Source organism: Stenotrophomonas sp. 82F1 (genome assembly GCF_056861525.1).
The window spans coordinates 53,064-76,595 of the sequence record NZ_JBSPUD010000015.1 but is presented as its reverse complement, the minus strand read 5'-3'; the positions used below and the strand labels follow the sequence as shown (position 1 = coordinate 76,595).

The following is a 23,532-nucleotide window of genomic DNA, read 5'->3' as shown; positions in this document are numbered from 1 at the left end:
GAGAACCCGGCGGGGCTGGTGATCAACCGGCGCTGGGCGCCAGCGTCTGTACGTGTTCGCGATGACCATCGCGGGTGAGGCGGTAACGCAGTTGCAGCGTGTGCCCGGGCTGCACGGGGAAAGGCAGTTCCAATGCACTGCCGGGATACAGGCTTTGCGACACGTCGTGCGCGGTGCAGCGCGCGCCATCGCAGTCAGCAATGCTGGTGATGCCGACACGCACCGTGCCGGTGTTGCGCAGGCGGTTTCCTTCCACCTTCATCGCCATGGCCGGCTGCGCGGGCAGCACATTGACCAGCGCGCCCCAGACCAGGCTGACGCCGACATTGGCCTGTGCGCGCTCGCCCTCGCCTGCGTGCTCAACGCCTTCAGGGCCACGCACGCCTTCGAAGTACACGCGGTAGGCGGTTTCCTTTTCGACCGGCTGCAGCGGAATCACCCGGATCAGGCGATTGCCACCACCAGCCAGCGCGAACTTGCCGGGCGTGATGGCGATGGCTGCTTCGCCAGGCTCGACCTCAACCTCGTGTTCTTCTGCACCGGCCGGGTCGACGATGCGCTTGATCGAGGCCTGCACGTACTGCGGCTGGGTGGACTGCGAATAGATGCGGATCTGTGCGCCCTTCTTCACGTCCACCGACGTGCGCATGGGATGCACCGTGAGGTTGGCGTGGGCAGGCACCGCCATCAGCAGCGACAAGGGAAGCAGGCAGCGAATGAGAGGCTTCATCGGGGGCTCCATGGGAATCAGGGCGTGACAGTGGGAACGCGCAGTTCCACCTTGAGATCGCCGTCGTAGTAGCCGGGGCGTTTGCTGCTGACCGGCACGCGAGGGGTTTCCAGCACCAGTGGCGTGGGCACGCAGAACACCGGCTGGGTCATGCCGGGCAGCAGCACCAGGCGCAGCTTTGCGGTGTCGATGCCGTGCAGCAGCTGCTCCACGCCGTTGCGCATGGGCAGAGCGCTGCCGTTGTGATCGAGGGTGACGGTGTAGTCCACGCGCTGCGTGGCATCGCTGCCACCGTCGGAGTGCCAGACCGAGTAGCCGGAGGGCCCCGGAGGGCGTGGTCCACCGTCGCGCACGGTGACGCCCAGGTACTGGCTCTGCGAGCCCAGTCCGTCGTAAAGGCACATGTCGAGTTGGGTTCGGCCGCCGACGGTCTGTGCAAGCGGGTCATACTGCAGGTTCAGGCCGACGTGTGGCGTGACCTGGTCGAAGAGCGGGAAGTAGATGGAGACCGCGTTGTAGTCGGTGATGGTGAAGTCGAAGGTGATGACATTGGTCAGCACCGTCCCTTGCGCCGGATCCACTTTGAGATCGAGCTGGAGCTCACCGTGCCACTTACCCGCAACGAGCCTCCTGAGTTCTTCTTGCGGAAGTACAAGCCTTACTCCGGTACCTAGCGGATCATCAACGTTGCATTGGTCCCAAGCTGCCGAGTACAGCGGATATACGTGCTGGGTCCAAAAATCGCCAGCGCATGCACGACCCGACACGATCCGTCGCAACCAACCGTTCAATCTCACTTCTGTTGGTAGACCGGATCGTTGTTCGACCATCCTGAGTACGATTTCCGACGATCCGAACAGCACATCCTCATCGCCAGAGGTTCTGCAGCTGCCTTGCGAAGGATCCACACTGGATCGGCAGGTCAGATGTATCTGGCCAAGCTTGCGCGACACGTCATGACTGAAGCCCAGAACCGTCCTGTCTGGCCAAATCTCCAGATCACCAGGCATGGAGGATCGATCCCAACCAAGCGTCACCTGCTGGACTATTGGACTGGGGTCGGTCTCCGGCGGCTGCTGCGCCATCGCCCGCGGCGCCAACACCACCAGCGCACACAGCACCGCCATCACCCACCACACCCGCCGGTTCACTGCGCACCTCCCGCGGCCGCGGTCTGCGGCGTGGCGGCAATCAATGCCTGCTCCTGCAGCAGTCGCGTCACGCGTGCCTGATGGCGGATGTCGGCCGGCAGCTGCGCCACAGCCAATGGCTCGCACTGCACGGTGCCCACCAGCATCACCACGCTGCGGCGCTCACGTACCTGCAGCGGGCAGTGCAGCAGCCGGTCTTCCTGCAGCAGGTACAGGGTCTTCTCGCGTCGTGGGAAGTCGGCCACGAAGCCTCCATTGCTGCCGGTGCCGGGCACCGGCGCGTTGAGAATGCGGGCGCCGCGCAACGGTGCACCGGCGATGTCGTGGGCGTTGCCGATGAAGGTGTAGGTCACTTCAATCGGCACCGGCATGCGCACCAGCCGCCCAGGCGAGAGGAACAGCGGGCGCGCCCCGCCCACACCGCTCACGCGCACGGCGGCGATGCTGTCCAGGGCGCTGGCGTCCTGCACCTCGGCGCGGTGCGATTGGTAGGCGGAAATCGGCAGCAGGCGACGTTCGCCCAGCTTCAGGCGCTGTCGGCGCAGCCCGCCTACCTGCAGTTCGGCGGCCACGCCGGTCAGATCCAGGTCGTCGGTGCCATCCACCTGCACCGCCAGCCCGGCATCGGCGCCCACGCCTGCGCCCCAGTACAGCCCGCGCGAGCCGATGGCCAGGCCGGAACTGTGCGTGGCGCTGTACGCCACCTCGTTGCCACCCTGGTGCTGATAGCGCGATACCGTAGCGCCGGTCTGGCCGATGCGGTTCTGCAGCTGCCCGCTCAGCGTGGCGCTGTAGCGTTCGTTGTTGTTGCCGCGTAGTTCGCCAGACACTTCGCGGTACTGGTCTTCGTAGTCCTGGCGCAGGGTCTGGCCGGCGCTGTAATTGACGTCGGGCCGCGCGTGCTGCGGCTGGCGCACGTCCACACCGTAGCGCCGCTGCGAGCTGCCGCGGTCGCCGCGCTGCAGGCGGTTGAGGCTGAAGTTGAAATAGATGCCGCGGTCACGGCCATCGCGCAGGCCGCCACCACTGGTCTGCTGCCACACGCCGATGCGGCTGGAGACACTGAACTCGCCCCAGCGCTGGCTGCGGCTGTGGCTGGCCTGCCAGGTGCGGCTGAGCTGCGGCACGCGTGTGGGTTGTGGAATCCACGGCGGCAACAGCGGGTCGAGCCCGGCCAGCGGATCATCCCCCAGCCCCGTTTGCACGGTGCCTGCGCGCCAGGTCTGGCGGCGGGTATAGGCCACGTAGGCATTGCCGCCAGCCACCGGCAGCGCCATCGAGGCACTGAGCGAGTCGGCACAGCCCAGCCGGTCGCGCGCGTCGTCCTCGAACTGGCAGGCGCGACCACGCATGCGCTGGTGGTACACATTCCACGAGGCACGGCGGCGGTAGGACAGTTGATGCTGCTGGCCACGGCTGCCATCACTGCCATGCATGCCGCTGAACGTGCCGCGGATCTCCTGGGTGGCGAACACATGGCGCAGGTCCAGCCGCAGTTCGCCATAGCTGAAACCGCCCAGGTCGGCGAGGCCGGCCGTCACCGCCACGTTGCGCGACATCGGCACGCGCACGCCGCCCATCGCCGCCAGCTCGCCGTCGAAGCGGTCGCTGCGGCGCTCGTTGCGGCGGCCGCCCTGCAGGAACCACTGCACGCTGCTGTCGGTCCAGTCGCCGCCCTTGTCGAACGGCGCGTCCTCGCTGCGCACCAGCACGCCGTCTTCGTAGATGCGCAGGGTGATGGTGTAGTTGCCCAGCGGGAACCGGCGCGTGTCGAGCTGGTTGATGCCCGCCTGCAGGTAGAAGGTCTGCAGCAGGCGCTCGCCGTCGAAGGCATCCACGCGTGCATCGCGTGCCAGCAGCACGGTGAGCGGCGTGGCCTGCACGGCGGCGGCGGAATCCACGTAGGCCTGCGTGGTACCCAGGCGCAGGCCCTGGAAGCGGTCCATCGGCAGCATGCTGAAGCTGAAGGTGCCGCCCTGCGGACTGCTCAGGTTGCGGCGGTCCATGCGCCCGGCCTGCAGGTAGTGCTGCTGCCCCAGGTCATGACGGTAGTAGGTGTTGTCCAGCTGGAAATCACGGCGGGCACGGCCACCGCGGTAGTGCTGCTGGCTGAAGGTCCAGTCGGCGGACAGGTGCCCGCGCTGGAACACGCCCAGCGCGCCCATGCCCTGTGCGGCCAGCGACTGGTAGCCACGGCCGCCACTGACATTGAACGTGTGCTGGTGCAGAAAGGCGTTTTCGGCATTGGCGCTGACCTGGTGGTAACGCTCGGCGGCCGGTTCGCCGGGAATCCATTGGCGGGCGACGAACAGGCGCACGGCGCCCTCGCCTTCGTCATACAGCGCGCGCACGGCGGTGGGCTCCTCGGGGGGATCGATGTACCCGCAACCGGCACTGGCGCCGCCGTAACGGCAGGCCAGGTGACTGTTGCGCGGCAGTGGTTGCGACAGCGCTGGCAACAACGCCGCCTGTGCCTCGGCGGGCAACTGCAATGCCTGCAGCGCCTCGGCCGGGGCTTCCAGCTGCACGTGCTCCAGGGTCACGCGTACCGGCACCAGCCCGGTCGAACGACCGAACAGGCGTACCTCGAGTTGTTCGGTCTGGCCTTCGACCAGATCCTCGAAACCGGCGGGAACGCCGCGCGCCGCGACCAGGGGCGTGGCCAACGACAGGGCGAGCGCGACCGCCAGCCGGGTGACGGCGGGTGCGGGAGATTTCATGGGGGTGTTACCGGAAGCGGCCGGCCCGGCATGCGGGCCGGCGCGGGCGCCTTACGGGCTGGTGGTCTTCTGCTGCATGGCGATGGTGACGATGCCTTCGTACTGGCCACCGGCAGTGATCGGCGCCTGGTTGGTCTGCGCGATACGCAGCGGCATCGGAATCGATGCGCCCGGCAGCGCGCCATCGAACAGGTCGGAGGCAAGGAAGTCCTGCGCGGCCACGGTCAATGCCTTGCCGTTGAGACTGACGGTCAGCGGCACCGGGGTGCCAGCGCCCGAGGTGTGCAGCAACTGCGGCGCGCTGCCGACGCGCACTTCGATGTCCTGGTCGATATCGTTGGAGTAGATACGCACCTGCTGCGACCACGGCACCAGGCCGTTGACCGGGTTGTGGACCAGGTTCACCACCGAATCCAGCGCGGTGCCGTCGGCCTTCAGCATGGCCAGGGTCGGGTCGACGCTGGCCCAGACCTTGATGTCGGCGTCGAAGGCATGGGCGGACAGCGAAACGGTAGCCAACGCTGCAGCGAGCGTGGCCTTCTTCAGAATGGCGTGCATGTGTGTCTCTCTCGGACAGGGGGATATGAAAGCTCCCCTCCCCAAGGAGAAAGGGAGGGAAGCGCCGTCCGCAGAGGTGGGTGCGGCCGACGAGAGAATGGTAGGTATGCCTACCCCGCACCGGCCATTCAAGCTTTCCTAAATAACTGAACGTTAAGAAGATTCCTTGAAGGAGTTCAATGTTTGAGGGTTATGCAAATTTCCTCATCCGGTCTTTGCAACAACCCTCATTGCGCGGCATGCACTGTGCCGAGTCGAACCATGCTCGTCGCCTGTGTGCCGCGCCGTCGCCTCAACGCGTGCTGACGATCCGCACATGATCCACGTCGATGTCGGTGGGCTTGAAGCGGTGCGTGTCCACTTCACCGTGCAGCTCCACCACGGTGGTCGCGCTGACGGCCTGATGGCTGGGCAGATCCTTGTCGTCGATTTCCACATCGATTTCGCCGGTGGCGTCCTTGAAGCGGTAGCGCTCGTGTCCGATCTTGGCCACCAGGGTGCCCTGCAGCACCACCGGCTGGTCGTCACGCTGGTCGCGCGCCTCGGCCACCGTGGTGACGGCACTGGTGGCGCCCGGGCCGGTGTACTGGGCATAGGCGCCAGCGCTGAGCAGGCTCAAGGAGGTAGCAAAGAGCGCGAGGGTGAGTCGTCGGTTCATGGTGTTCTCCATGCAGGGATAAGTACCCTCAGGTTCTATCGCCTCGAATGTGATGCCCATGCAATAGATCCGAAAAGATGTGAAAACGACATCCCATGTCAGAAACCATTCATTCCGGACCCGACGCGTCTTTCAGGAACGATTCCATGGCCGCCACCAGGGCCAGCGGCGTCTCGTTCATCGGGTAATGCCCGGCCTCCTCCAGAACCTCTATCGTGGCCTGCCGGTAACGGCGCAGGCAGGTGCGCTCCATCAGTGCACGGTTGAAGGTGGGATCGTGGCCACCTACCAGCACCCTCAACCGATGAGTGCCGACGATCTCATTGCTGAAATCGGTATCCGCCCACGCTGGAAGATAGGCGGCAAATGCCGCAGGTGAAGCATGTGCCGCCGAGTACGCAGCCTTCCAGTCGAGCCATTGCGCCGGCAGCCGTCCGCCGGTACTGCGATCGATGATGGCCCGACGGATGCTTACGTCTCCGGCTGCGGCTTCAAGCAGGCCTCGCGTCGCGGCGTCGTAGGCAATGCCGCCGCAGGGCACCGGCGCAATGGCCACCATGCCGCGCACCCGTTCCGGCGCAAGCACCGCCATGCGTTCAATGGCCATGCCGCCCATCGAATGACCTGCCACGCTGAAGCGTTCGTGGCCCAGGCCAGTCATCAGATCCAGTGCATCGGATGCAATCTCGTCGATGGTGTACGCGCCGGCCGCATCGCGCATGCCGCCGTAGCCACGACAGTCCATGAAGAGGTAGCTGAAGTCGTCGCGCGACAGCCAGGGCTCGATCGGCTCGAACGCATGCGCGTCGCCGAACCAGCCATGCAGGACCAGGACAGGGTGTGATCCGTGCCCCACGCGATGAAAGGTATTGGCCATGGGATTCCAGTGCGGTTGGGGGAATCCCCGATGCTAGGCAGCGCACCTCACTGGCACCGTCGATGACGGGTCAATCGCTATAGAATCCGGGCCATGCGCGACTCGCTGCTTGACCCCTACGAAGACCTGCCACGCGATGTCGTGGTCACCTCGAACGACTACGCCGCCGAGTTCACGTTTCCCCGTCATGCCCACCGGCGCGGGCAGTTCGCGTTTGCAGCGCGCGGCACCATCAGTGTGGCCACGCAGCAGGGGCGCTGGCTGGTTCCGCCACGGCGCGCCTGCTGGGTGCCTGCAGGCCTGGCGCATGAGATGACCATGCGGGGGCCGGTAACGATGCTCAACGCCTTTCTCTCCGCCGAGGCGGCCGACGCAGTGGCGCTCCCGGAGCACTGCCGGGTGTACGCGGTCTCTGCGCTGCTGCAGCAGCTGCTGGAGGCGGCGGTGGACCTGCCTCCGCTGTACGACGAAGACGGGCGTGCAGGCAAACTGATGCAGTTGCTGGTGGCGGAAATCGCATCGATGCCGGCCCTTTCCCTGCATGCACCGCTACCTGCCGATGCACGCCTTGCACGTGTCTGTCGTGCCCTGTTCGATACACCCTCGCTGGCAACCCGCCTTGATGACGTTGCCGCCGAGGCAGGCATGAGCCGGCGCTCGTTCACGCGCCTGTTCCGCGCCGATACCGGGGTGGGTTTTGCCGAGTGGCGGCAACAGGTGTGCCTGCTGGTGGCCATCGAGCGGCTGGGACAGGGCCAGGCGGTGACGCGTGTCGCGCTGGACCTGGGCTATGCAAGCCCGAGTGCGTTTTCTGCTGCCTTCCGGCGTGTGCTGGGATGTTCGCCGAGCCGGTACGCAGAGACGTAGCACCGGGCCGGCGTCTGGCTGCCGTGATTTGCTTTTGTAGAGTCGAGCCATGCTCGACTGCTGTTCGCGCTTCGCGCATGGGTCGAGCGTGGCTCGACGCTACACATGCTTATGCGCAACCGGATGGCATCAGGCCGCCTTGCGGCGGCCTGATGGGACTTACTCAACAACACGCTCTCAGAAGAAGATCGCGTACAGGATCAACAGCGGAATCGGTACGCCCAGGAACCAGAGCAGAAGCGTCTTCATGGCAGGTCTCCTTGCATCAGATGCGGATTACAGGTCGCGGCGACGGCCGCCCCAGGTGGCGCTGAGGCTGGCGAAGAACGCGCCGATCAGCAGGGTGATGAACAGCCACAACGCGGCATACGCTGTGGCCTTGCGGGCATCATCGGCAGCCTGCTTGGCGGTGGTCTTGGCCTTTTCCAGCGCAGCACGCATGCGGGTCTGCACCTCGGTCACACGGGCCTGCGCTTCGGCCGGGCTCATGCCCGTCTCGCGCGCGATCAGCTGCGACAGGTACTGGGTGTCGGCCGGGTCCAGGCCATCCCCCTGCAGACTGTTGACGATGATGCGGTTCACTTCGGCACGCACTTCGCGGCGGTCACCCATGGGGCCATTGCCCGGCATCGGACGTGGCGGCGGCGGGGCCGTGCGCGCGTCGCGTGAGCCAACGCTGGCGACGGCAGGCGGCGGCGGTGCGGCAGGGTCCATCGGGCCATTGCCCGGTGCTGCGCCCGGTGCCGGCGGAGGTGCACCGGCGGCGTCCGGGCCCGGCGGGGTGGCGTTGCGGAACAGCGAATCCACCCAGTAGTTGAGGTCGCCTTCCTGACCGCCGGCAGCCGCCGTGCCGACACCGGCAGCAGCAACGCCTGCAGTGGAGACCGCGGCGCCTGCGGTGGCACCGGCCACCTTTGCGCCGGCGCCCAGCACGCCACCGATGGCCGAGGTCAGCAGACCGGCAGTGAGCAGCGTGGCCACGGCCCAGGACACAAAGCCGTGCGCGGTATCGCGGAAGTAGGTTTCATCGCCGTGGATCTGCGTCCACTTGGTGCGCAGGCGGCCAGCCAGATAGCCGCCCAGACCGGAAGCGGCCAGCGCGGTGAAGGTGAGCCACGCGACGCTGGTCCAGCCGAAGGTTTCCTTGGAAACGCCCTCGAACGACCACGGCGATACCGAGGACAGGCCAAGGCCTACACCCAGGATGAGCAGGATGAGGGACAGTGCAGCGGCGGCAACGGCGCCGGCGAAAATGGCGCCCCAGGAGACCGCGCTTTCGCTTGGCGGTGGCACAACGGGAGTGGCCACCACGGTGGCGATGTCAGGACCGAGTGGATCGCGCTCGGGTAGGTCGAATCGGGTACTCATGGGGTCGAACGCTCCGTATCAGGTGCTGCGGGTGCAGTTGGTGTCCTGAGGCTGCGCGAGCGCTTGTGAAGCTGATGAGACCCTTGAATCACGCGCTCTTGGCGTGGCGGACATCGTGCCAACAGCCGGGGCGCAGTAGATCCACGCCACGCGTGGATGGTTTTCTGCAGATGTCCAAAGCTTGCCAACCAAGGTTGGCATCTACCAGAAGCAAAAAAAAACGCCCCGCAATCGCGGGGCGTCTTCAGCACAAACTACGCAGAGCGATCAGCCCTGGTAGTCGCGCACGTCGTGGCCGGTGTAAACCTGGCGCGGACGGCCGATCTTCATTTCCGGGTCGACCTGCTGTTCCAGCCAATGCGAGACCCAGCCGGAAGTGCGGCCCAGGGCGAACATGACGGTGAACATCTCGGTCGGGATCTGCAGCGCCTTGTAGATGATGCCGCTGTAGAAATCGACGTTCGGGTACAGCTTGCGGGCGACGAAGTACTCGTCCTGCAGCGCGGCCTGTTCCAGCTTCACGGCCACGTCCAGCAGCGGATCCTGCACGCCCAGCTGCTTGAGCACCTTGCCGGTCATCTCACCGATGACCTTCGCGCGCGGATCGAAGTTCTTGTACACGCGGTGGCCGAAGCCCATCAGGCGGAAGCCGGAGGTCTTGTCCTTGGCCTTGAGCACGGCCGATTCGACGTTGTCGGCGCTGCCGATCTCTTCCAGCATCTTCAGCACGGCTTCGTTGGCACCGCCGTGGGCCGGACCCCACAGCGCGGTGACGCCAGCGGCGACCGACGCGTACGGGTTGGCACCGGTCGAACCGACCAGGCGCACGGTCGAGGTCGACGCGTTCTGCTCGTGGTCGGCGTGCAGGATGAACAGCAGGTCCAGCGCCTTGACCACGTCCTGGTTCAGTTCGTACTTGCCATCGGCCGACTCGAAGGTCTGCTTCAGGAAGCGGCTGACGTAGTCCAGCGAGGTGTCCGGCTTGTTGGCCGGCAGGCCCTTGCCGTGGCGGTAGATCAGCGCCGACAGGGTCGGCACCTTGGCGATCAGGCGCACGGCGGCCTGGCGGCGCTGTTCGGCGTCGGACAGGTCCAGCGAGGCGTGGTAGATGCCCGACAGCTGCGCGATGGCGGCGGTCAGGATGGCCATCGGATGGGCATCCTTGGCGAAGCTGCCGATCAGGGTGTTGATCGACGCATCGACGTTGGCTTCGGCCGCCAGCTCGTCGGTGAAGGCCTTCAGCTGCTCGGCGCTCGGGCGCTCGCCGTTGATCAGCAGGTAGGCCACTTCGACGTAGCTCGACTTCTCCGACAGCTGCTCGATCGGGTAGCCGCGATACAGCAGCACGCCCTTGTCGCCGTCGATGTAGGTGATGGCGGACTTGCAGCTGGCCGTCGCGGTGAAACCGGAATCGTAGGTGAAATACCCCGTTTCCTTGGTCAGCTTCGCGATGTCGACGCAGTCGTTGCCGAGGGTGGGTTTGATGACGGGCAGAACGACCGACTTATCGCCGGCGTTGAGCGTGACCTGATCAAGATCGGACACTGTGTGCGCTCCTTCATGGGAAGGCGCCTGCCCAAGCGCATTGGTCAGGCACGTGAATGACGTCCTCGGCCTGTGCCGGGGATCAGGTCATTATCGCACAGCAGCATTTGCCGGGCGCTAGACAGAAGTCGTAGACGACAGGCAGCCGACACCCTGCCAGCGAGCGGCCGGGATCGGCAAACGCGTTGTCACAAGGACGCAGTGTTCCGTCCATCCAAACGCCCGTTGGGCAGGCGCCGGACAAAAACAAACGGCCGCGCAGAGCGCGGCCGTCGGTTCGAACCGGGTACGACGTATCAGCGCGCGTAGCGCTTCTGGAACTTGTCGATACGGCCCGAGGTGTCGATGACCTTGTGCTTGCCCGTGTAGAACGGATGCGAAGCCGAGGAAATTTCAACCTTCACCAGCGGGTAGTCGTTGCCGTCTTCCCACTTGATGGTTTCCTTCGTCGCCATGGTCGAGCGGGTCAGGATCTTGAAATCGGAGGTGACGTCATGGAAGACGACGTCGCGGTAGTTCGGATGGATATCGGCCTTCATGGGCTCACACCGTAAATGGGCTGGTGGTCAAGAGCGGCATTATAAGCACTGGTTGCCGCCCGGGGCAACCAGTGCGCGGGGCGGATCTCAGTCCGCGCCCAGGGCCTGGCGTACCAGGGCCTCGAAACGCCCCTGGTCGTAGGCCATCAGCAGATCGCAGTTGTCCGGCTGGCCGGTCTGGCGGTTCCAGTCGACGATGGTGGCGCCACGGCTGAACGTACCGTTCAGCTCCACATTCAGTGGCCGCGACTCGACCTGCAGCTGCCCTTCCGGGTTCAGCGCCCAGGCCATGGCCAGCGCATCGGCGGTGTACCAGCGCCCGCCCTTGCTGTCTTCGGACAGGCCACGGGTCTTGCGCGAGATCAGCTCGTAGAAGCGCGCGCGATCGGAATCGGCGCCCAGCCACTGCTCGGCTTCGGCCAGCGGCAGGCCGTGGGCAACGGTGGCTTCCCAGTCCGACACCAGCAGGTGCGGGAACGCGGTGAACACCACATGCGCGGCTTCCGGATCGAAGGCGATGTTGAATTCGGCAGCGGGGGTGATGTTGCCGTGGCAGGTGACTGCGCCCCCCATCACCACGATGCGCTTGATGCGCTGGGGCAGCGTCGGGTCAAGCTTCAGGGCCAGCGCCAGGTTGGTCAGCGGGCCAAGCATCACCAGCATCAGTTCGCCGGCATGCTGGTGCGACAAACGCAGGATCGCCAGCGCGGCGTGCTCGGCGTCGGCTTGGCGGCTCGGCGGCGGCAGGTCCACGTCGCCATAGCCGTCACGGCCATGCACGTGGGCGGCATCGACGGACGGATGCAGCAGCGGATCGGGGCTGCCAGCAAACACCGGCACGTCGGCGCGGCCGACGATGTCGCAGAGCTTGAGGGCGTTGCGGACGGTGTACTGCAGGCCTACGTTGCCGGCGGCGATGGTCAGGGCGACCACGTCATGCCGTTCATCGGCGAAGGCCATCAGCAGGGCCAGTGCGTCGTCGACACCGGGGTCGGTATCGATCAACAGCGGGATCTTCTTGGTCATCGTTGCCGTCTTCAGATCGGCAACGAAGTGTGAACCGGGAAGATGACCGTTGCAAGTGTGGGGGTTCGGGTTCGGCAGGGCGGCGCCCTGCACCCGCAGAGGCCGGAGCAACGGCAACGGCAAAAGCTGGGATTCCTTGGGATGGCGGGGTGGGTCCGGTGGCGGGGGGCGCCGTGAATACGTCCATGTAGGCTCGGTCGCGCCTTGCTCGTGTGCGCCGTCCTGCGCACACGGCAAGACCGGGGTTGGGCGTCCTGCCCAACCCGCCCGAGGCATGCCTCGGGCCCATGGCGCTCACGCCCCCGCCACCGGACCCACCCCGCCTTCGACAGTTCTGCGCGATCTGTCGGAACGGCGTCCTGCTCTGGTAGGTGTCGACCTTGGTCGACACAGTAGATCCACGCCATGCGTGGATGGATGTCGGAAGGATCAAGAAGGTTGACGTAATCGGCCTGCCCCGCAGGGCCACGCTGCAATTGCAGCGTTTTCGACTTTTCCAATGATTCTCATTGAAGCGACGAGGGCTGTCGTGGACATCATGAGAGGCCATCGACAACGGATGGCACGGGCTTCCAATCCCGTTTGACTGCCTTGTTGTTTACGCTTGCCTGCCGGCGTTGCGCGCGTGTTTCTGCGTGGCGTCCGGCAGGCAATCCGTCCGTGCGTTCTATGGCGGGCGGTGCGTGGGGGCCTCGTGCCCGCCGGCGTCCGCAAGGTAGTCACCGGTATTGGAACCACTCACCGTCCGCCACCCTCGCCTTCGCGTGGGTGGCCTCTTGCCTTGCGCACAAGGACTGACGACATGACCGCATCCCGCTATCCCTTCCTGTTCGCCACGCTGGGCGATGCCGCCGCCAGCATCCCCGATGAACTGGCGCAGGCGCTGGAAACCACCCTCGCCGCCCCCGCGACCGGACCTACGGACGACGGCTTCACCCTGCTGGGTTGCCTCAAGCGCATCCGCCAGGGCGAAGGTGCCGATGGTCAGCCGTGGCCGAGCCGCTGGCATACGCCGGGCCAACGTGCGGCGCTGGCCCGCATCGACCGCGCCAATGCCGGGTTGATCCTGCTGCTGGAGATGCTGCACGCCAGTGAGCGCGTGCGCGTGGACGGCGAAGAAGTGCAGCAGATAGGCGATGACATCCGCGAAGGACTGCTGCTGGCCTGCCGTGGTTTGTCCGAATACATGGGTACGCAGTTGCCGGCCGTCTAGCAAATGCCCAGTAGATCCACGCCATGCGTGGATAGGCTGTTGTGGAGTCGAGCCATGCTCGACTCACGCGCGCAGCGCGAACAGCAGCCGAGCATGGGCTCGGCTCTACCAGTCCGCGGCGGATGTCCTGGCCCTTGCGGGGTCAGAGCCCTTTGCTCGGCAAGGGGATCCGCCCCCAACCGGTCAGGCCGAGGCGTACCGCACGGCCGTGCCGATCCAGCGCTGCACCACGCGATCTGCAAGCGCCGGTTGCTGCGCCAGCAGGCGTTCGGCCAGCGCATGCACACCCGGCAGCAGGCCCGCATCGCGCGCCAGATCGGCGATGCGGAAACCGGCCAGGCCGGTCTGCCGGGTGCCCAGCAGTTCGCCGGGACCGCGCAGTTCCAGATCCTTCTCGGCGATGACGAAACCGTCGTTGGTCTCGCGCATGGTCTGCAGGCGTTCGCGCGCCATCTGCGAGAGCGGTGCCTGGTACAGCAGCACGCAGCGCGACACCGCCGAACCACGGCCGACGCGGCCACGCAGCTGGTGCAACTGGGCCAGGCCCAGGCGCTCGGCATTCTCGATCACCATCAGCGAGGCGTTGGGCACGTCCACGCCAACTTCGATCACGGTGGTGGCTACCAGCAGGTCGATGTCGCCGGCCTTGAACGCGACCATCGTTGCCAGCTTCTCGGCTGCTTTCAGCCGGCCATGCACCAGCCCCACGCGCACGCCGGGCAGCAGCGCCTGCAGCGACTCGTAGGTGGCCTGCGCGGGCGTGGCATCCAGTTCTTCACTTTCTTCGATGAGCGTGCATACCCAATAGACCTGCCGCCCTTCCTGGCAGGCCAAGGCGATGCGCTCGATCAGCTCGGGGCGACGATCATTGTTGAGTGCAACGGTCTGCACCGGCGTGCGGCCCGGCGGCAGTTCGTCGATGGCCGATACATCCAAGTCGGCATACTCGGACATCGCCAGCGTGCGCGGAATCGGCGTGGCGGTCATCACCAGCTGGTGTGGCACGTTGTTGCCGCCCTTGCCCTTGTCGCGCAGTGCAAGCCGCTGGTGCACGCCGAAGCGGTGCTGCTCATCGACGATGGCCAGGGCCAGATCCTGGAACACCACCGCTTCCTGCATCAGCGCGTGGGTACCCACCACCACCTGCGCTTCGCCGTTGGCGACCTGTTCCATCACCTTCGCGCGCGCCTTGCCGGTGACCTTGCCGGCCAACCACGCAATGCGCACGCCCAGCGGCTCCAGCCAGCCGCGCAGGTTGTTGAGATGTTGTTCGGCCAGCAGTTCGGTGGGGGCAGCCAGTGCGACCTGCTTGCCCTGCTCCACCGCCAGCATCGCCGCCAGCGCGGCCACCACGGTCTTGCCCGAGCCGACATCGCCCTGCACCAGCCGCAGCATCGGGCTGGGGCGCGCGAGGTCTTCGCGGATCTGCTTGAACACGCGCGCCTGCGCACCGGTCAGTGCGAATGGCAGCTGCTTGAGCAGCGCCTTGGCCAGCTTGCCGGGACCGGCCAGCGGCGGCGCGTGATGCGCCTGCAGCGCAATGCGCTGGCGACGCAGGCTGAGGTGGTGGGCCAGCAGTTCTTCCATCGCCAGCCGGCGCTGCGCCGGATGGGTGCCGGCAGCGAGCGCGGCCAGGTCTGCATCCGGCGGCGGCTGATGAACAGTAAGCAGCGCACTGCGCAACGAGGGCAGGCCGAGGCCATCGAGCCAGCCTGTCGGCAACAGTTCCAGCGTGCTTTCTTCCGGAAGGCGATCAAGTGCCTGGCCGATCAGCTTGCGCATCGTCATCGGGCCGACGCCTTCGACGGTGGGATACACCGGGTCGAGGCGGTCGCCGAGATCGGGATCGTCATTGCGCCCCAGCACCTGGTAACTGGGGTGGACGATCTCCAACCCCAGGTGCCCCGGCTTGGGCGTACCGAAGCAGCGCAGCCGGTTGCCGACCGCGAACTGGCCGACCTGCTGCTGGCGGAAGTGGAAGAAGCGCAGCACCAGAGTGCCCTGCCCTTCGTCCTCCACCGCCACCTTCAGCATCGGCCGGTAGCGCATGCCGCGCTCGACGGCGACCACCCGCACTTCCACCTGCGCCGGAATGCCGTTGCGCAGGTCTTCGATGCGGGTCAGCCGGGTGCGGTCTTCATAGCGCAGCGGCAGGTGCAGCCACAGATCCTGCAGGGTGGCCAGGCCACGCGCCTGCAGCTTGGCGGCCACGGCCGGACCGACGCCGGCGAGCATCGCAAGCGATGCTTCACCGGACGGTGCCAGTGCCGGGGTGACCGCCGCCTTGCGTGCCACGTGGCGGTCAGTCGATGACCATCACCGCGTCGACCTCGAAGTTGGCGCCCTTCGGCAGGCCGGAGACTTCGATGGTGGAACGGGCCGGGAACGGGGCCTGGAAATAGTCCTGCATCACGGCGTTGACCTTGGCGAATTCGGCCAGGTCGGTCAGGTACAGGCCGAGGCGCACGACCTTGTCCAGCGAACCGCCAGCAGCTTCGGCCACGGCCTTGAGGTTGTCGAAGGCGCGACGGGCCTGTGCTTCGACGTCACCCACGCCGACGATGTCGCCGGTGGCCGGATCGAGCGGAATCTGGCCGGAGAAATACACGGTGTTGCCGGCGCGCACGGCCTGCGAGTACGGGCCGATGGCGGCCGGGGCCTTTTCGGTGTTGATGATCTGGCGGGACATGGGTCGCTCCGGTGCGTTGGGGGAAAACAGAGCGGTGATTGTACCGGGTGGGGGTGCATCCACGCATGGCGTGGATCTACCGCGCCACTTCGGTTGGGGGGGGCCTTGCCGGGGGGTTTTGGTTTCTGCCCGCGGGGCGCGCGCGCGGGGCTTGGCCCGGCGCTACCAGGAATCATCCACGCATGGCGTGGAGCTACTGGCGGCGAACCGCCTGCACGACCGAGAGCCGCCTCAGGCGACGCATCACTTCGGCCAGGTGGTTGCGGTCGCGTACCTGGATGTTGAACGCCAGCACTGCGGCGTTGAAATCGCGGTCCAGGTAATCCACGCGCTCGATGTTGGAATGGCTCTGCGCGATTGCCGCGGCCAGCTGCGCGAGCACGCCGGTACCGTTCTCCACTTCCACCACCAGCGAGGTGTCGTAGTCGCCGGATACGGTGGTATCCCAGCCGATCAGCACCCAGCGCTCGGGCGACTTGCGCAACTCGGCCAGGTTCGGGCAGTCCATGCGGTGCACCACGATGCCCTTGCCGGCGGTGTGGTAGCCCATGATGTCGTCGCCCGGAATCGGCTGGCAGCAGCCGGCGAAGGTGACCACGCCACGCTCGCTGCCGTTGATCAGGATCTTTTCCTGCGAGCTGTGGCGCGAATGCGCGCCGCCGCGCAGTTCGGCGTAGGCCATCAGTGCCTGCGCGGCCTGGGTCGGCATCCAGTTGCCCAGCGCGACTTCGGCCAGCAGGGCCTCCAGGCGTGGGAACCGGTGCTCTGCAAGGAAGGCATCCAGACGGCCCTTCGGTAGGCGCTCCAGCGAGCTGTCCATGGCCTCCAGCGCGCGGTCCAGCATGCGGTGGCCCAGCTGCACGGCATCTTCGTGCTCCAGCTGCTTGAGCTGGTGGCGGATGGCGGTGCGCGCCTTGCTGGTGACCACGAACTCCAGCCACTGCGGCTTGGGCGTGGCCGAACGTGCAGTGATGATCTCCACCGACTGCCCCGACACCAGCTTGGTGCGCAGTGGCACCAGTTTCTTGTCCACGCGCGATGCCACCGCCATGTTGCCGACATCGGTATGCACGGCGTAGGCGAAGTCGAGCGCTGTGGAATTGCGCGGCAGCGCCAGGATCTTGCCCTTCGGCGTGAACAGGTAGACCTCGTCCGGGAACAGGTCGACCTTGACGTTGTCGAGGAACTCCAGCGACGAACCAGCGGCACGCTGCGAATCGATCAGTTCGACGATCCAGGCGTGCGCGCGGCTCTGCGCGCTGTTGGGCGAATCGCCGCCGAACTTGTAGGTCCAGTGCGCCGCCACGCCGCGCTCGGCGATCAGGTCCATCTCTTCGGTGCGGATCTGCACTTCGATCGGCGAACCATACGGGCCGAACAGCACCGTGTGCAGCGACTGGTAACCGTTGGCCTTGGGGATCGCGATGAAATCGCGGAAGCGCCCATCCAGCGGTTTGAATGCGGCATGCACTGCGCCCAGCGAGTGGTAGCACTGCGGCACGCCGCGCACGACCAGGCGGAAGCCGAACACGTCCATCACCTGGTCGAAGGATTTGTTCTCGTCGCGCATCTTGTTGTAGATGCTCCACGGGGTCTTGATGCGGCTGACCAGGCGGTGCTCGATGCCTTCCTTGGCCAGGCGCTGCGACAGCTGCACTTCAACCTGTGCCAGCGCCTCGCGGCGTACCACCGGCTGGCTGCGGATGTGCTTTTCCAGGATCGCATGGCGCCACGGGTACAGCGCCTTGAAGCCGAGGTTCTGCAGTTCGCTCTTGACCAGGCTCATGCCCAGCCGCTGCGCGATCGGGGCGTAGATCTCCAGCGTCTCGCGGGCGATGCGGCCCCGCGCTTCACGGCTCTGCGCGCCCAGCGTGCGCATGTTGTGCAGGCGGTCGGCCAGCTTGATCATGATCACGCGCAGGTCGCGTGACATCGCCAGCAGCATCTTGCGGAAGCTCTCGGCAGCCGCTTCCTGGCGGTCGCGGAACTTCAGCTTGTCCAGCTTGGTGACACCGTCCACCAGCTCGGCCACCGCTTCACCGAACTCGGCCGACAGCGCCTCGCGGGTCAGCGGGGTGTCTTCGATGGTGTCGTGCAGGATCGCGGCGATCAGCGCTTCCACGTCCAGGCCGAGCTCGGCCAGCACCTGGGCCACGGCCACCGGATGGGTGATGTAGGGCTCGCCCGACTTGCGCGTCTGCCCAGCGTGCGCGGAGGCGCCAACTTCCCACGCGCGGCGCAGCAGCGGCAGCTGCTCGGGCGGCAGGTAGTGGGCGGCGCGTTCGAGCTGGAGGACGTAATCGGGTACGGCGGCAGCGGGGACTGCGGCGACCTTGGCAGTGGGGCCTGGGTTCATGGCCAAAGCCTATGCCAGCGCGACGTTTACGGCAAACCCTGAATGCGAAACAGCCCGCACGGGGCGGGCTGTTCGGCGTATCCAGCGATGACGTTGATCGATGCGATCAATCGTCGTTCTTGGACATGTCTTCGTCGGCGACCACTTCAGCGGCGGCCCACTCCAGCGCTTCGCGCTCGGCGCGCTCACGCTCTGCCTTCTCGACTTCGTCGATCAGCGCGTTGTCGATCTTGCGGGCAGCGATCTCGCGCAGTGCCAGCACGGTCGGCTTGTCCTCGGTCTCGCTGTTGTCCAGCGTGGCCTGCACGCCATTGGCGAGCTGACGGGCGCGCTTGGAGGCCATCATCACCAGCTCGAAACGGTTGTTAACGACTTCCAGGCAATCTTCTACGGTAATGCGGGCCATACGGGCTCCCGGCGACCGGTCGGCCGCTCAGTCGAATGAGGGAAAGGGGACGGAGTGTACTGGCAGGGGCTGGACAAAATCAAGCCAACCCCCACCGGACCCTTTAGGAATCAATCAGTTGAACTCGCATCCGGGGTCAACAGGGCCTGGATCAGGCCGGCATGGCGGACCTTCTGGGCGTCCCGGCGCAGGCGGCTGGCGGTGAAGATCGCGCACAGTTCGTCCACGGCGGTGTCGAACACTTCATTGACGATGACGTAGTCGAACTCGTTGAAGTGCAGCATTTCATCGCGGGCAGCGCCCAGGCGCTGGGCGATGACCGCCTCGCTGTCCTGGCCGCGCTTGCGCATGCGGTCCTGCAGGGCCTGCTTGGACGGCGGCAGGATGAACACCGTCACCGTGCCCGGCACCAGCTGGCGTACCTGCTGCGCGCCCTGCCAGTCGATCTCCAGCAGCACGTCCTGGCCGGCGTTCAGCTGCGGCTCCACCGACTGCCGGGCGGTGCCTTTCCAGTCGCCATGCACCCAGGCATGTTCGAAGAAGTCGCCGGCGGCGATCATCTCCTCGAACTTCTCCGCGCTGACGAAGTGGTAGTGCTGGCCGTTCACTTCACCCGGGCGCATGGCCCGTGAGGTGAACGAGATCGACAGCGCGATCTGCGGGTCGCGCGCCAGGGTGGCGTTGACGATGCTGCTCTTGCCGGCGCCGGAGGGCGCGGCAACGATGTACAGCGTGCCGCGTGCGATCGCGGCCGGGGGCGTGGAAATGCTCATTCGATGTTCTGCACCTGCTCGCGGATCTGGTCGATCAGCACCTTCAGCTCGACGGCGGCATTGGACGTGCGACTGTCCACCGACTTCGAGCCCAGCGTGTTGGCCTCGCGGTTGAACTCCTGCAGCAGGAAGTCCAGGCGGCGGCCGACCGGCTCGCGCTGCTTGAGCACGCGGCGGATCTCGACGATGTGGCTGGACAGCCGGTCCAGCTCCTCGTCCACGTCCAGCTTCTGCAGCCACATCACCAGTTCCTGCTCGGCGCGGCCCGGGTCGACCGGATGCGGCAGGTCGGCCAGGCGGGCGGCCAGCTTGGCGCGCTGGCCGTCGCGAATGGCCGGAATCAGCGTGCGGACCTCGGCGGCGATGCGCTCGATGGCGTCCACGCGCTCGGCGATGGCGGTGGCCAGCGTATTGCCTTCACGCTCGCGGGCGGCGATGAAGCCGTCCAGCACCTGGTCCAGCAGCGCCAGTGCTTCAACCTGCAGGGCCGCGGCATCGGTGGCCTCGCCCTGGGTCACGCCCGGCAACTGCAGCAGGTCGGTGAAGCTGACCTGCAGGTTGGGGAAATCGGAGGTCAGCCGGTGTGCCAGCTGGCCCAGCTGGCCCAGCAGCACCTCGTTGACCTGCAGGCTGGCGGCCGATTCCGGCGCGCGCAGGCGCATCACCAGATCCAGCTTGCCACGGCTCAGGCGCGCGGAAATGCGCTCGCGCAGCTGCGGTTCCAATGCGCGCAGTTCCTCGGGCAGGCGGGTGCCCACTTCCAGGAACCGGTGGTTGACCGAGCGCAGCTCGCAGCCCAGCGTTCCCCACGTAGTGGAGCGCTCGCCGCCGGCATAGGCCGTCATGCTTCGAATCATGGATGTTTCCGGTGCTTGCAAAGGGGGAATGGTACCCTAGCGGTCTCTTTTGAGCCCCTTTCCCCGCCCCGTGAAGGCCGCGGGGATGGTGGCGTACTCCCTTTTCCTACGGAACCTGCCCCATGTCCGATTTCCGCCCCAGTGGCCGTCAGCCCGATCAGCTGCGCCCGGTCGTCATCCAGCGCGGTTTCACCCGTCACGCCGAAGGTTCGGTGCTGGTCTGCTTCGGTGAAACCCGCGTGCTGTGCACGGCCAGCATCGAGAACCGGGTGCCGGGCTTCCTGCGTGGCAAGGGCGAAGGCTGGGTGACCGCCGAGTACGGCATGCTGCCGCGCGCCACCCACACCCGCAGCGACCGCGAAGCCGCACGCGGCAAGCAGGGCGGCCGCACGCTGGAGATCCAGCGCCTGATCGGCCGCAGCCTGCGTGCCTGCGTGGACCGCAACGCACTGGGCGAACGCACCATCACCCTCGATTGCGACGTGCTGCAGGCCGACGGTGGCACCCGTACTGCTGCCATCACCGGCGCCTACGTGGCCCTGGTCGACGCGGTGAACGTGCTGATGAAGCGCGGTGACATCAAGCGCAACCCGATCCTCGGCGCGGTGGCGGCGGTATCGGTCGGCGTCTACCGCGGCACCCCGGTGCTGGACCTGGATTACGCCGAAGACAGCGACTGCGACACCGACATGAACGTGGTGATGAACGACGGCGGCGGTTTCATCGAACTGCAGGGCACTGCCGAAGGCCATGCCTTCCGCCGTGACGAACTGGATGCGCTGCTGGGCCTGGCCGAAAAGGGCGTGACCGAGCTGCTGGCCGCGCAGCAGGCAGCGCTGTCGGCATGAACCGGCGCATTGCCCTGACCACCCTCGTGGTGGCCGATTACGACGAAGCCATCGCCTGGTACACCGGCAAGCTCGGCTTCCAGCTGCTGGACGACATCGACCAGGGCAGCAAGCGCTGGGTGGTGGTCGGGCCGACCGATGGCAGCGCCGCCGCCCTGCTGCTGGCCCGCGCCAGCAACGACGAGCAGCGCAGCCGCATCGGCAACCAGACCGGCGGCCGCGTCGGCTTCTTCCTCAACACCGACGACTTCCACCGCGACCACGCGGCGATGCTGGCCGCCGGTGTCGAATTCCTGGAAGAGCCGCGCGAAGAACCCTACGCCACCGTCGCGGTGTTTCGCGACCTGTACGGCAACACCTGGGACCTGTTGGAGCCCCGCTGATGAAGAAGTTGGTACTGGCCAGCCACAACGCTGGCAAGCTGGTGGAAATGCAGGAAATCCTCGCCGACCTGCCACTGCAGATCACCTCGGCCGCCGAACTGGGCCTGGGCGATGTGGAGGAGACCGGCCTGACCTTCGTCGAGAACGCGCTGCTGAAGGCGCGCGCCGCCTGCGAAGCGACCGGCCTGCCGGCGCTGGCCGATGATTCGGGGCTGATCGTCGATGCCCTCGGTGGTGCACCGGGTCTGTACAGCGCGCGCTATGCGGGCCACCCGACCAATGCAGCGGCCAACAATGCCAAGCTGCTGGACGCGATGGCCGACATCGCCGATGGCCAGCGCAGCGCCCGCTTCTATGCGGTGATCGTGCTGCTGCGCCACGCCACCGACCCGCAGCCGCTGATCTGCGAAGGCCGTTGGGAAGGACAGATCATCCGCGAGCTGCGCGGTACGAATGGATTCGGCTACAACCCGGTGTTCCTGGATACCACCCACGGCCTGACCGCCGCGGAAATGGAACCGGCGTTGAAGAATGCCATCAGCCATCGCGCCATCGCCCTGCAGCAGCTCAAGCAGCAGCTCGCGGCCTGGCTCTGATACCCCACCCGATCAACACAGGGAAGCCGGCCCGCGGCCGGCACTACCGATGACTGCCATGCCGCACGCCCACGACCACGACCACTGCAACCACCTGCCCGGCGAGTCCTGCGACCACGACACCCCGCCACGTCTGGTGCCACCGCCGCTGGCGCTGTACGTGCATCTGCCGTGGTGCGTGCGCAAGTGCCCGTACTGCGATTTCAACTCGCACCAGGCCAAGGGCGAACTGCCCTTCGATGCCTACATCGATGCATTGGTGCGCGACCTCGACCAGGACCTGCCGCTGGTCTGGGGCCGGGTGGTCAGCAGCGTGTTCTTCGGTGGTGGCACGCCCAGCCTGTTCCCGCCGGAAGCCATCGACCGCTTCCTGCAGCAGGCCAGCGCCCGCCTTCGCTTCGCGCCCAATGCCGAGATCACCCTGGAAACCAACCCGGGCACCGCCGAGCATGGTCGCTTCGACCGCTACCGTGCGGCCGGGGTGAACCGGCTCAGCTTCGGCATCCAGAGTTTCGATAATGCGATGCTCAAGCGCCTGGGCCGCATCCACGACAGTGGCGAGGCCGAGCGCGCGGTGAAGATGGCGCAGGACGCGGGCTACGACAATTTCAACATCGACCTGATGTACGCCCTGCCGGAACAGACCCTGGCCGGTGCCGAGGCCGACCTGCAACGCGCGTTCGCGTTGCAGCCGACCCACATCTCGCACTACCAGCTGACCCTGGAACCGAACACCGTGTTCTTCGCGCGGCCGCCGCAGGGCATCCCCGATGAAGACAATGCCTGGGACATGCAGGAACACTGCCAGGCGCTGTTGGCGCAGGCCGGTTTCGGCCAGTACGAGGTAAGTGCATACGCCCGCCCCGGTCGGCAGAGCGCGCACAATCTGAATTACTGGCGTTTCGGTGACTACCTCGGTATCGGCGCCGGCGCACACGGCAAGATCAGTTCCGGCGCCGAGGAGCATGTGCTGCGGCGCTGGAAGCACAAGCACCCGCAGACGTTCATGGATACCGCAGGCACCGCCGCATCGTTCGGTGGCGACGAGGTGATCGCCGCCGATCGCCTGCCCTTCGAATACATGCTCAACCTGCTGCGCCTGCACGAAGGCTTCAGCCTGCGCGACTTCGAATCGCGGACCGGGCTGGCGCGCAGCGTGCTGGACGTTGCATTGGCCGAAGCGGTGCAGCGCGGCTGGCTGGTGGTGGCGGACGGGTACGTGCAACCGACCGAGCTCGGCCGGCGCTTCACCAACGATGTGGTCAGCCTGTTCCTGGAAGAATGATCCGCCTGCGGCGCAGCCAGGGAAGGCCGCGCTGAATGAATCGATCGCTAAAGTAGCGCCTTCACCGGCCGACACGGTAGATTCCAA

The 23,532-nt window shown here is 66.3% G+C and carries 22 protein-coding genes; 6 read left to right on the top strand and 16 right to left on the bottom strand.

What is annotated here, in order from left to right:
- Nucleotides 1–22 precede the first annotated feature (22 nt).
- The 6 genes from AC13GI_RS14755 to AC13GI_RS14730 form a co-directional block, all read right to left on the bottom strand.
- Nucleotides 23–730 (bottom strand): pilus assembly protein, encoded by a 708-nt coding sequence (locus AC13GI_RS14755; protein ID WP_482996682.1) that lies wholly within the window; start codon nucleotides 728–730, stop codon nucleotides 23–25.
- A 17-nt stretch (nucleotides 731–747) separates the two neighbouring features.
- A complete protein-coding gene (locus AC13GI_RS14750) occupies nucleotides 748–1,881 on the bottom strand; it encodes a CfaE/CblD family pilus tip adhesin (protein ID WP_482996681.1) in 1,134 nt (377 codons plus the stop codon).
- On the bottom strand, nucleotides 1,878–4,601 hold the full coding sequence (locus tag AC13GI_RS14745; protein ID WP_482996680.1) for a TcfC E-set like domain-containing protein: 2,724 nt from the start codon (nucleotides 4,599–4,601) through the stop codon (nucleotides 1,878–1,880). Before AC13GI_RS14745 ends, AC13GI_RS14750 begins: the two co-directional genes overlap by 4 nt.
- 51 nt (nucleotides 4,602–4,652) lie before the next feature.
- Entirely contained in the window at nucleotides 4,653–5,159 is a 507-nt protein-coding gene (locus AC13GI_RS14740) for a CS1 type fimbrial major subunit (protein ID WP_482996679.1), read from the bottom strand.
- Between the two features lie 292 nt (nucleotides 5,160–5,451).
- Nucleotides 5,452–5,817, bottom strand: coding sequence for a NirD/YgiW/YdeI family stress tolerance protein (locus AC13GI_RS14735; RefSeq protein ID WP_428705328.1), 366 nt, complete (start codon nucleotides 5,815–5,817; stop codon nucleotides 5,452–5,454).
- 109 nt (nucleotides 5,818–5,926) lie between these two features.
- On the bottom strand, nucleotides 5,927–6,694 hold the full coding sequence (locus AC13GI_RS14730) for an alpha/beta fold hydrolase (RefSeq protein ID WP_482996678.1): 768 nt from the start codon (nucleotides 6,692–6,694) through the stop codon (nucleotides 5,927–5,929).
- Nucleotides 6,695–6,787: 93 nt separating this feature from the next.
- On the opposite strand from AC13GI_RS14730, the gene AC13GI_RS14725 reads away from it, so the two are divergent.
- A complete protein-coding gene (locus tag AC13GI_RS14725) occupies nucleotides 6,788–7,561 on the top strand; it encodes an AraC family transcriptional regulator (RefSeq protein WP_482996677.1) in 774 nt (257 codons plus the stop codon).
- Between the two features lie 276 nt (nucleotides 7,562–7,837).
- Here AC13GI_RS14725 and AC13GI_RS14720 read toward each other — a convergent pair whose 3' ends face one another.
- From AC13GI_RS14720 to AC13GI_RS14705, 4 genes are all read right to left on the bottom strand, one after another.
- Entirely contained in the window at nucleotides 7,838–8,929 is a 1,092-nt protein-coding gene (locus AC13GI_RS14720; RefSeq protein ID WP_482996676.1) for a hypothetical protein, read from the bottom strand.
- Between the two features lie 267 nt (nucleotides 8,930–9,196).
- Nucleotides 9,197–10,474, bottom strand: coding sequence for a citrate synthase (locus AC13GI_RS14715; protein ID WP_033831906.1), 1,278 nt, complete (start codon nucleotides 10,472–10,474; stop codon nucleotides 9,197–9,199).
- A gap of 296 nt (nucleotides 10,475–10,770) precedes the next feature.
- Nucleotides 10,771–11,013 carry a type B 50S ribosomal protein L31 gene (locus AC13GI_RS14710; RefSeq protein WP_010484049.1) on the bottom strand — a complete coding sequence of 81 codons (243 nt, stop codon included), beginning with the start codon at nucleotides 11,011–11,013 and terminating at the stop codon, nucleotides 10,771–10,773.
- A gap of 87 nt (nucleotides 11,014–11,100) precedes the next feature.
- Complete coding sequence (locus AC13GI_RS14705; RefSeq protein WP_099820816.1) at nucleotides 11,101–12,039, bottom strand: nucleoside hydrolase; 939 nt, start codon at nucleotides 12,037–12,039, stop codon at nucleotides 11,101–11,103.
- An 802-nt stretch (nucleotides 12,040–12,841) separates the two neighbouring features.
- On the opposite strand from AC13GI_RS14705, the gene AC13GI_RS14700 reads away from it, so the two are divergent.
- Entirely contained in the window at nucleotides 12,842–13,252 is a 411-nt protein-coding gene (locus tag AC13GI_RS14700; protein WP_482996675.1) for a hypothetical protein, read from the top strand.
- A gap of 183 nt (nucleotides 13,253–13,435) precedes the next feature.
- Here the strand turns inward: AC13GI_RS14700 and recG are convergent, their stop codons facing one another.
- The 6 genes from recG to AC13GI_RS14670 all read right to left on the bottom strand — a co-directional run bounded on the left by recG (nucleotide 13,436) and on the right by AC13GI_RS14670 (nucleotide 20,333).
- Nucleotides 13,436–15,547 carry an ATP-dependent DNA helicase RecG gene (gene recG, locus AC13GI_RS14695; RefSeq protein ID WP_236512674.1) on the bottom strand — a complete coding sequence of 704 codons (2,112 nt, stop codon included), beginning with the start codon at nucleotides 15,545–15,547 and terminating at the stop codon, nucleotides 13,436–13,438.
- Nucleotides 15,548–15,554: 7 nt separating this feature from the next.
- The gene (locus AC13GI_RS14690; protein WP_025874214.1) at nucleotides 15,555–15,941 is read right to left on the bottom strand and encodes a RidA family protein; all 387 of its coding nucleotides are present in this window, start codon (nucleotides 15,939–15,941) and stop codon (nucleotides 15,555–15,557) included.
- A 193-nt stretch (nucleotides 15,942–16,134) separates the two neighbouring features.
- Complete coding sequence (locus AC13GI_RS14685; RefSeq protein ID WP_025874213.1) at nucleotides 16,135–18,297, bottom strand: RelA/SpoT family protein; 2,163 nt, start codon at nucleotides 18,295–18,297, stop codon at nucleotides 16,135–16,137.
- Nucleotides 18,298–18,403: 106 nt separating this feature from the next.
- Nucleotides 18,404–18,703: a DNA-directed RNA polymerase subunit omega gene (gene rpoZ, locus AC13GI_RS14680; protein WP_005410877.1), complete on the bottom strand. Its 300-nt coding sequence runs from the start codon at nucleotides 18,701–18,703 to the stop codon at nucleotides 18,404–18,406.
- 110 nt (nucleotides 18,704–18,813) lie between these two features.
- Nucleotides 18,814–19,476: a guanylate kinase gene (gene gmk / locus AC13GI_RS14675; protein ID WP_033831917.1), complete on the bottom strand. Its 663-nt coding sequence runs from the start codon at nucleotides 19,474–19,476 to the stop codon at nucleotides 18,814–18,816.
- A complete protein-coding gene (locus AC13GI_RS14670) occupies nucleotides 19,473–20,333 on the bottom strand; it encodes a YicC/YloC family endoribonuclease (RefSeq protein WP_380658001.1) in 861 nt (286 codons plus the stop codon). The genes gmk and AC13GI_RS14670 overlap by 4 nt, the downstream gene beginning before the upstream one ends.
- 122 nt (nucleotides 20,334–20,455) lie before the next feature.
- Here AC13GI_RS14670 and rph point away from each other — a divergent pair, with 122 nt between their 5' ends.
- Genes rph through hemW form a run of 4 tightly spaced genes read left to right on the top strand, consistent with a single transcriptional unit; the run spans nucleotide 20,456 to nucleotide 23,445 of the window.
- Nucleotides 20,456–21,181: a ribonuclease PH gene (gene rph, locus AC13GI_RS14665; RefSeq protein WP_025874210.1), complete on the top strand. Its 726-nt coding sequence runs from the start codon at nucleotides 20,456–20,458 to the stop codon at nucleotides 21,179–21,181.
- Entirely contained in the window at nucleotides 21,178–21,564 is a 387-nt protein-coding gene (locus AC13GI_RS14660; protein ID WP_380657998.1) for a VOC family protein, read from the top strand. The genes rph and AC13GI_RS14660 overlap by 4 nt, the downstream gene beginning before the upstream one ends.
- Nucleotides 21,564–22,160, top strand: a complete 597-nt coding sequence (gene rdgB / locus AC13GI_RS14655) for an RdgB/HAM1 family non-canonical purine NTP pyrophosphatase (RefSeq protein ID WP_482996674.1) — start codon at nucleotides 21,564–21,566, stop codon at nucleotides 22,158–22,160. Before AC13GI_RS14660 ends, rdgB begins: the two co-directional genes overlap by 1 nt.
- Before the next feature lie 58 nt (nucleotides 22,161–22,218).
- Nucleotides 22,219–23,445 (top strand): radical SAM family heme chaperone HemW, encoded by a 1,227-nt coding sequence (gene hemW, locus AC13GI_RS14650; protein ID WP_482996673.1) that lies wholly within the window; start codon nucleotides 22,219–22,221, stop codon nucleotides 23,443–23,445.
- Nucleotides 23,446–23,532: the final 87 nt, after the last annotated feature.

Excerpts from the sequence above, each read along its gene's own strand:
- AC13GI_RS14735 (WP_428705328.1), bottom strand. The coding sequence starts at position 5,817 with ATGAACCGACGACTCACCCTCGCGCTCTTTGCTACCTCCTTGAGCCTG.
- AC13GI_RS14660 (WP_380657998.1), top strand. The coding sequence starts at position 21,178 with ATGAACCGGCGCATTGCCCTGACCACCCTCGTGGTGGCCGATTACGAC.
- AC13GI_RS14755 (WP_482996682.1), bottom strand. The coding sequence starts at position 730 with ATGAAGCCTCTCATTCGCTGCCTGCTTCCCTTGTCGCTGCTGATGGCG.
- AC13GI_RS14710 (WP_010484049.1), bottom strand. The coding sequence starts at position 11,013 with ATGAAGGCCGATATCCATCCGAACTACCGCGACGTCGTCTTCCATGAC.
- AC13GI_RS14745 (WP_482996680.1), bottom strand. The coding sequence starts at position 4,601 with ATGAAATCTCCCGCACCCGCCGTCACCCGGCTGGCGGTCGCGCTCGCC.
- AC13GI_RS14670 (WP_380658001.1), bottom strand. The coding sequence starts at position 20,333 with ATGATTCGAAGCATGACGGCCTATGCCGGCGGCGAGCGCTCCACTACG.
- AC13GI_RS14685 (WP_025874213.1), bottom strand. The coding sequence starts at position 18,297 with ATGAACCCAGGCCCCACTGCCAAGGTCGCCGCAGTCCCCGCTGCCGCC.
- rdgB (WP_482996674.1), top strand. The coding sequence starts at position 21,564 with ATGAAGAAGTTGGTACTGGCCAGCCACAACGCTGGCAAGCTGGTGGAA.
- AC13GI_RS14705 (WP_099820816.1), bottom strand. The coding sequence starts at position 12,039 with ATGACCAAGAAGATCCCGCTGTTGATCGATACCGACCCCGGTGTCGAC.
- hemW (WP_482996673.1), top strand. The coding sequence starts at position 22,219 with ATGCCGCACGCCCACGACCACGACCACTGCAACCACCTGCCCGGCGAG.
- AC13GI_RS14725 (WP_482996677.1), top strand. The coding sequence starts at position 6,788 with ATGCGCGACTCGCTGCTTGACCCCTACGAAGACCTGCCACGCGATGTC.
- gmk (WP_033831917.1), bottom strand. The coding sequence starts at position 19,476 with ATGAGCATTTCCACGCCCCCGGCCGCGATCGCACGCGGCACGCTGTAC.
- AC13GI_RS14740 (WP_482996679.1), bottom strand. The coding sequence starts at position 5,159 with ATGCACGCCATTCTGAAGAAGGCCACGCTCGCTGCAGCGTTGGCTACC.
- AC13GI_RS14700 (WP_482996675.1), top strand. The coding sequence starts at position 12,842 with ATGACCGCATCCCGCTATCCCTTCCTGTTCGCCACGCTGGGCGATGCC.
- rpoZ (WP_005410877.1), bottom strand. The coding sequence starts at position 18,703 with ATGGCCCGCATTACCGTAGAAGATTGCCTGGAAGTCGTTAACAACCGT.
- AC13GI_RS14690 (WP_025874214.1), bottom strand. The coding sequence starts at position 15,941 with ATGTCCCGCCAGATCATCAACACCGAAAAGGCCCCGGCCGCCATCGGC.
- AC13GI_RS14730 (WP_482996678.1), bottom strand. The coding sequence starts at position 6,694 with ATGGCCAATACCTTTCATCGCGTGGGGCACGGATCACACCCTGTCCTG.
- rph (WP_025874210.1), top strand. The coding sequence starts at position 20,456 with ATGTCCGATTTCCGCCCCAGTGGCCGTCAGCCCGATCAGCTGCGCCCG.
- AC13GI_RS14720 (WP_482996676.1), bottom strand. The coding sequence starts at position 8,929 with ATGAGTACCCGATTCGACCTACCCGAGCGCGATCCACTCGGTCCTGAC.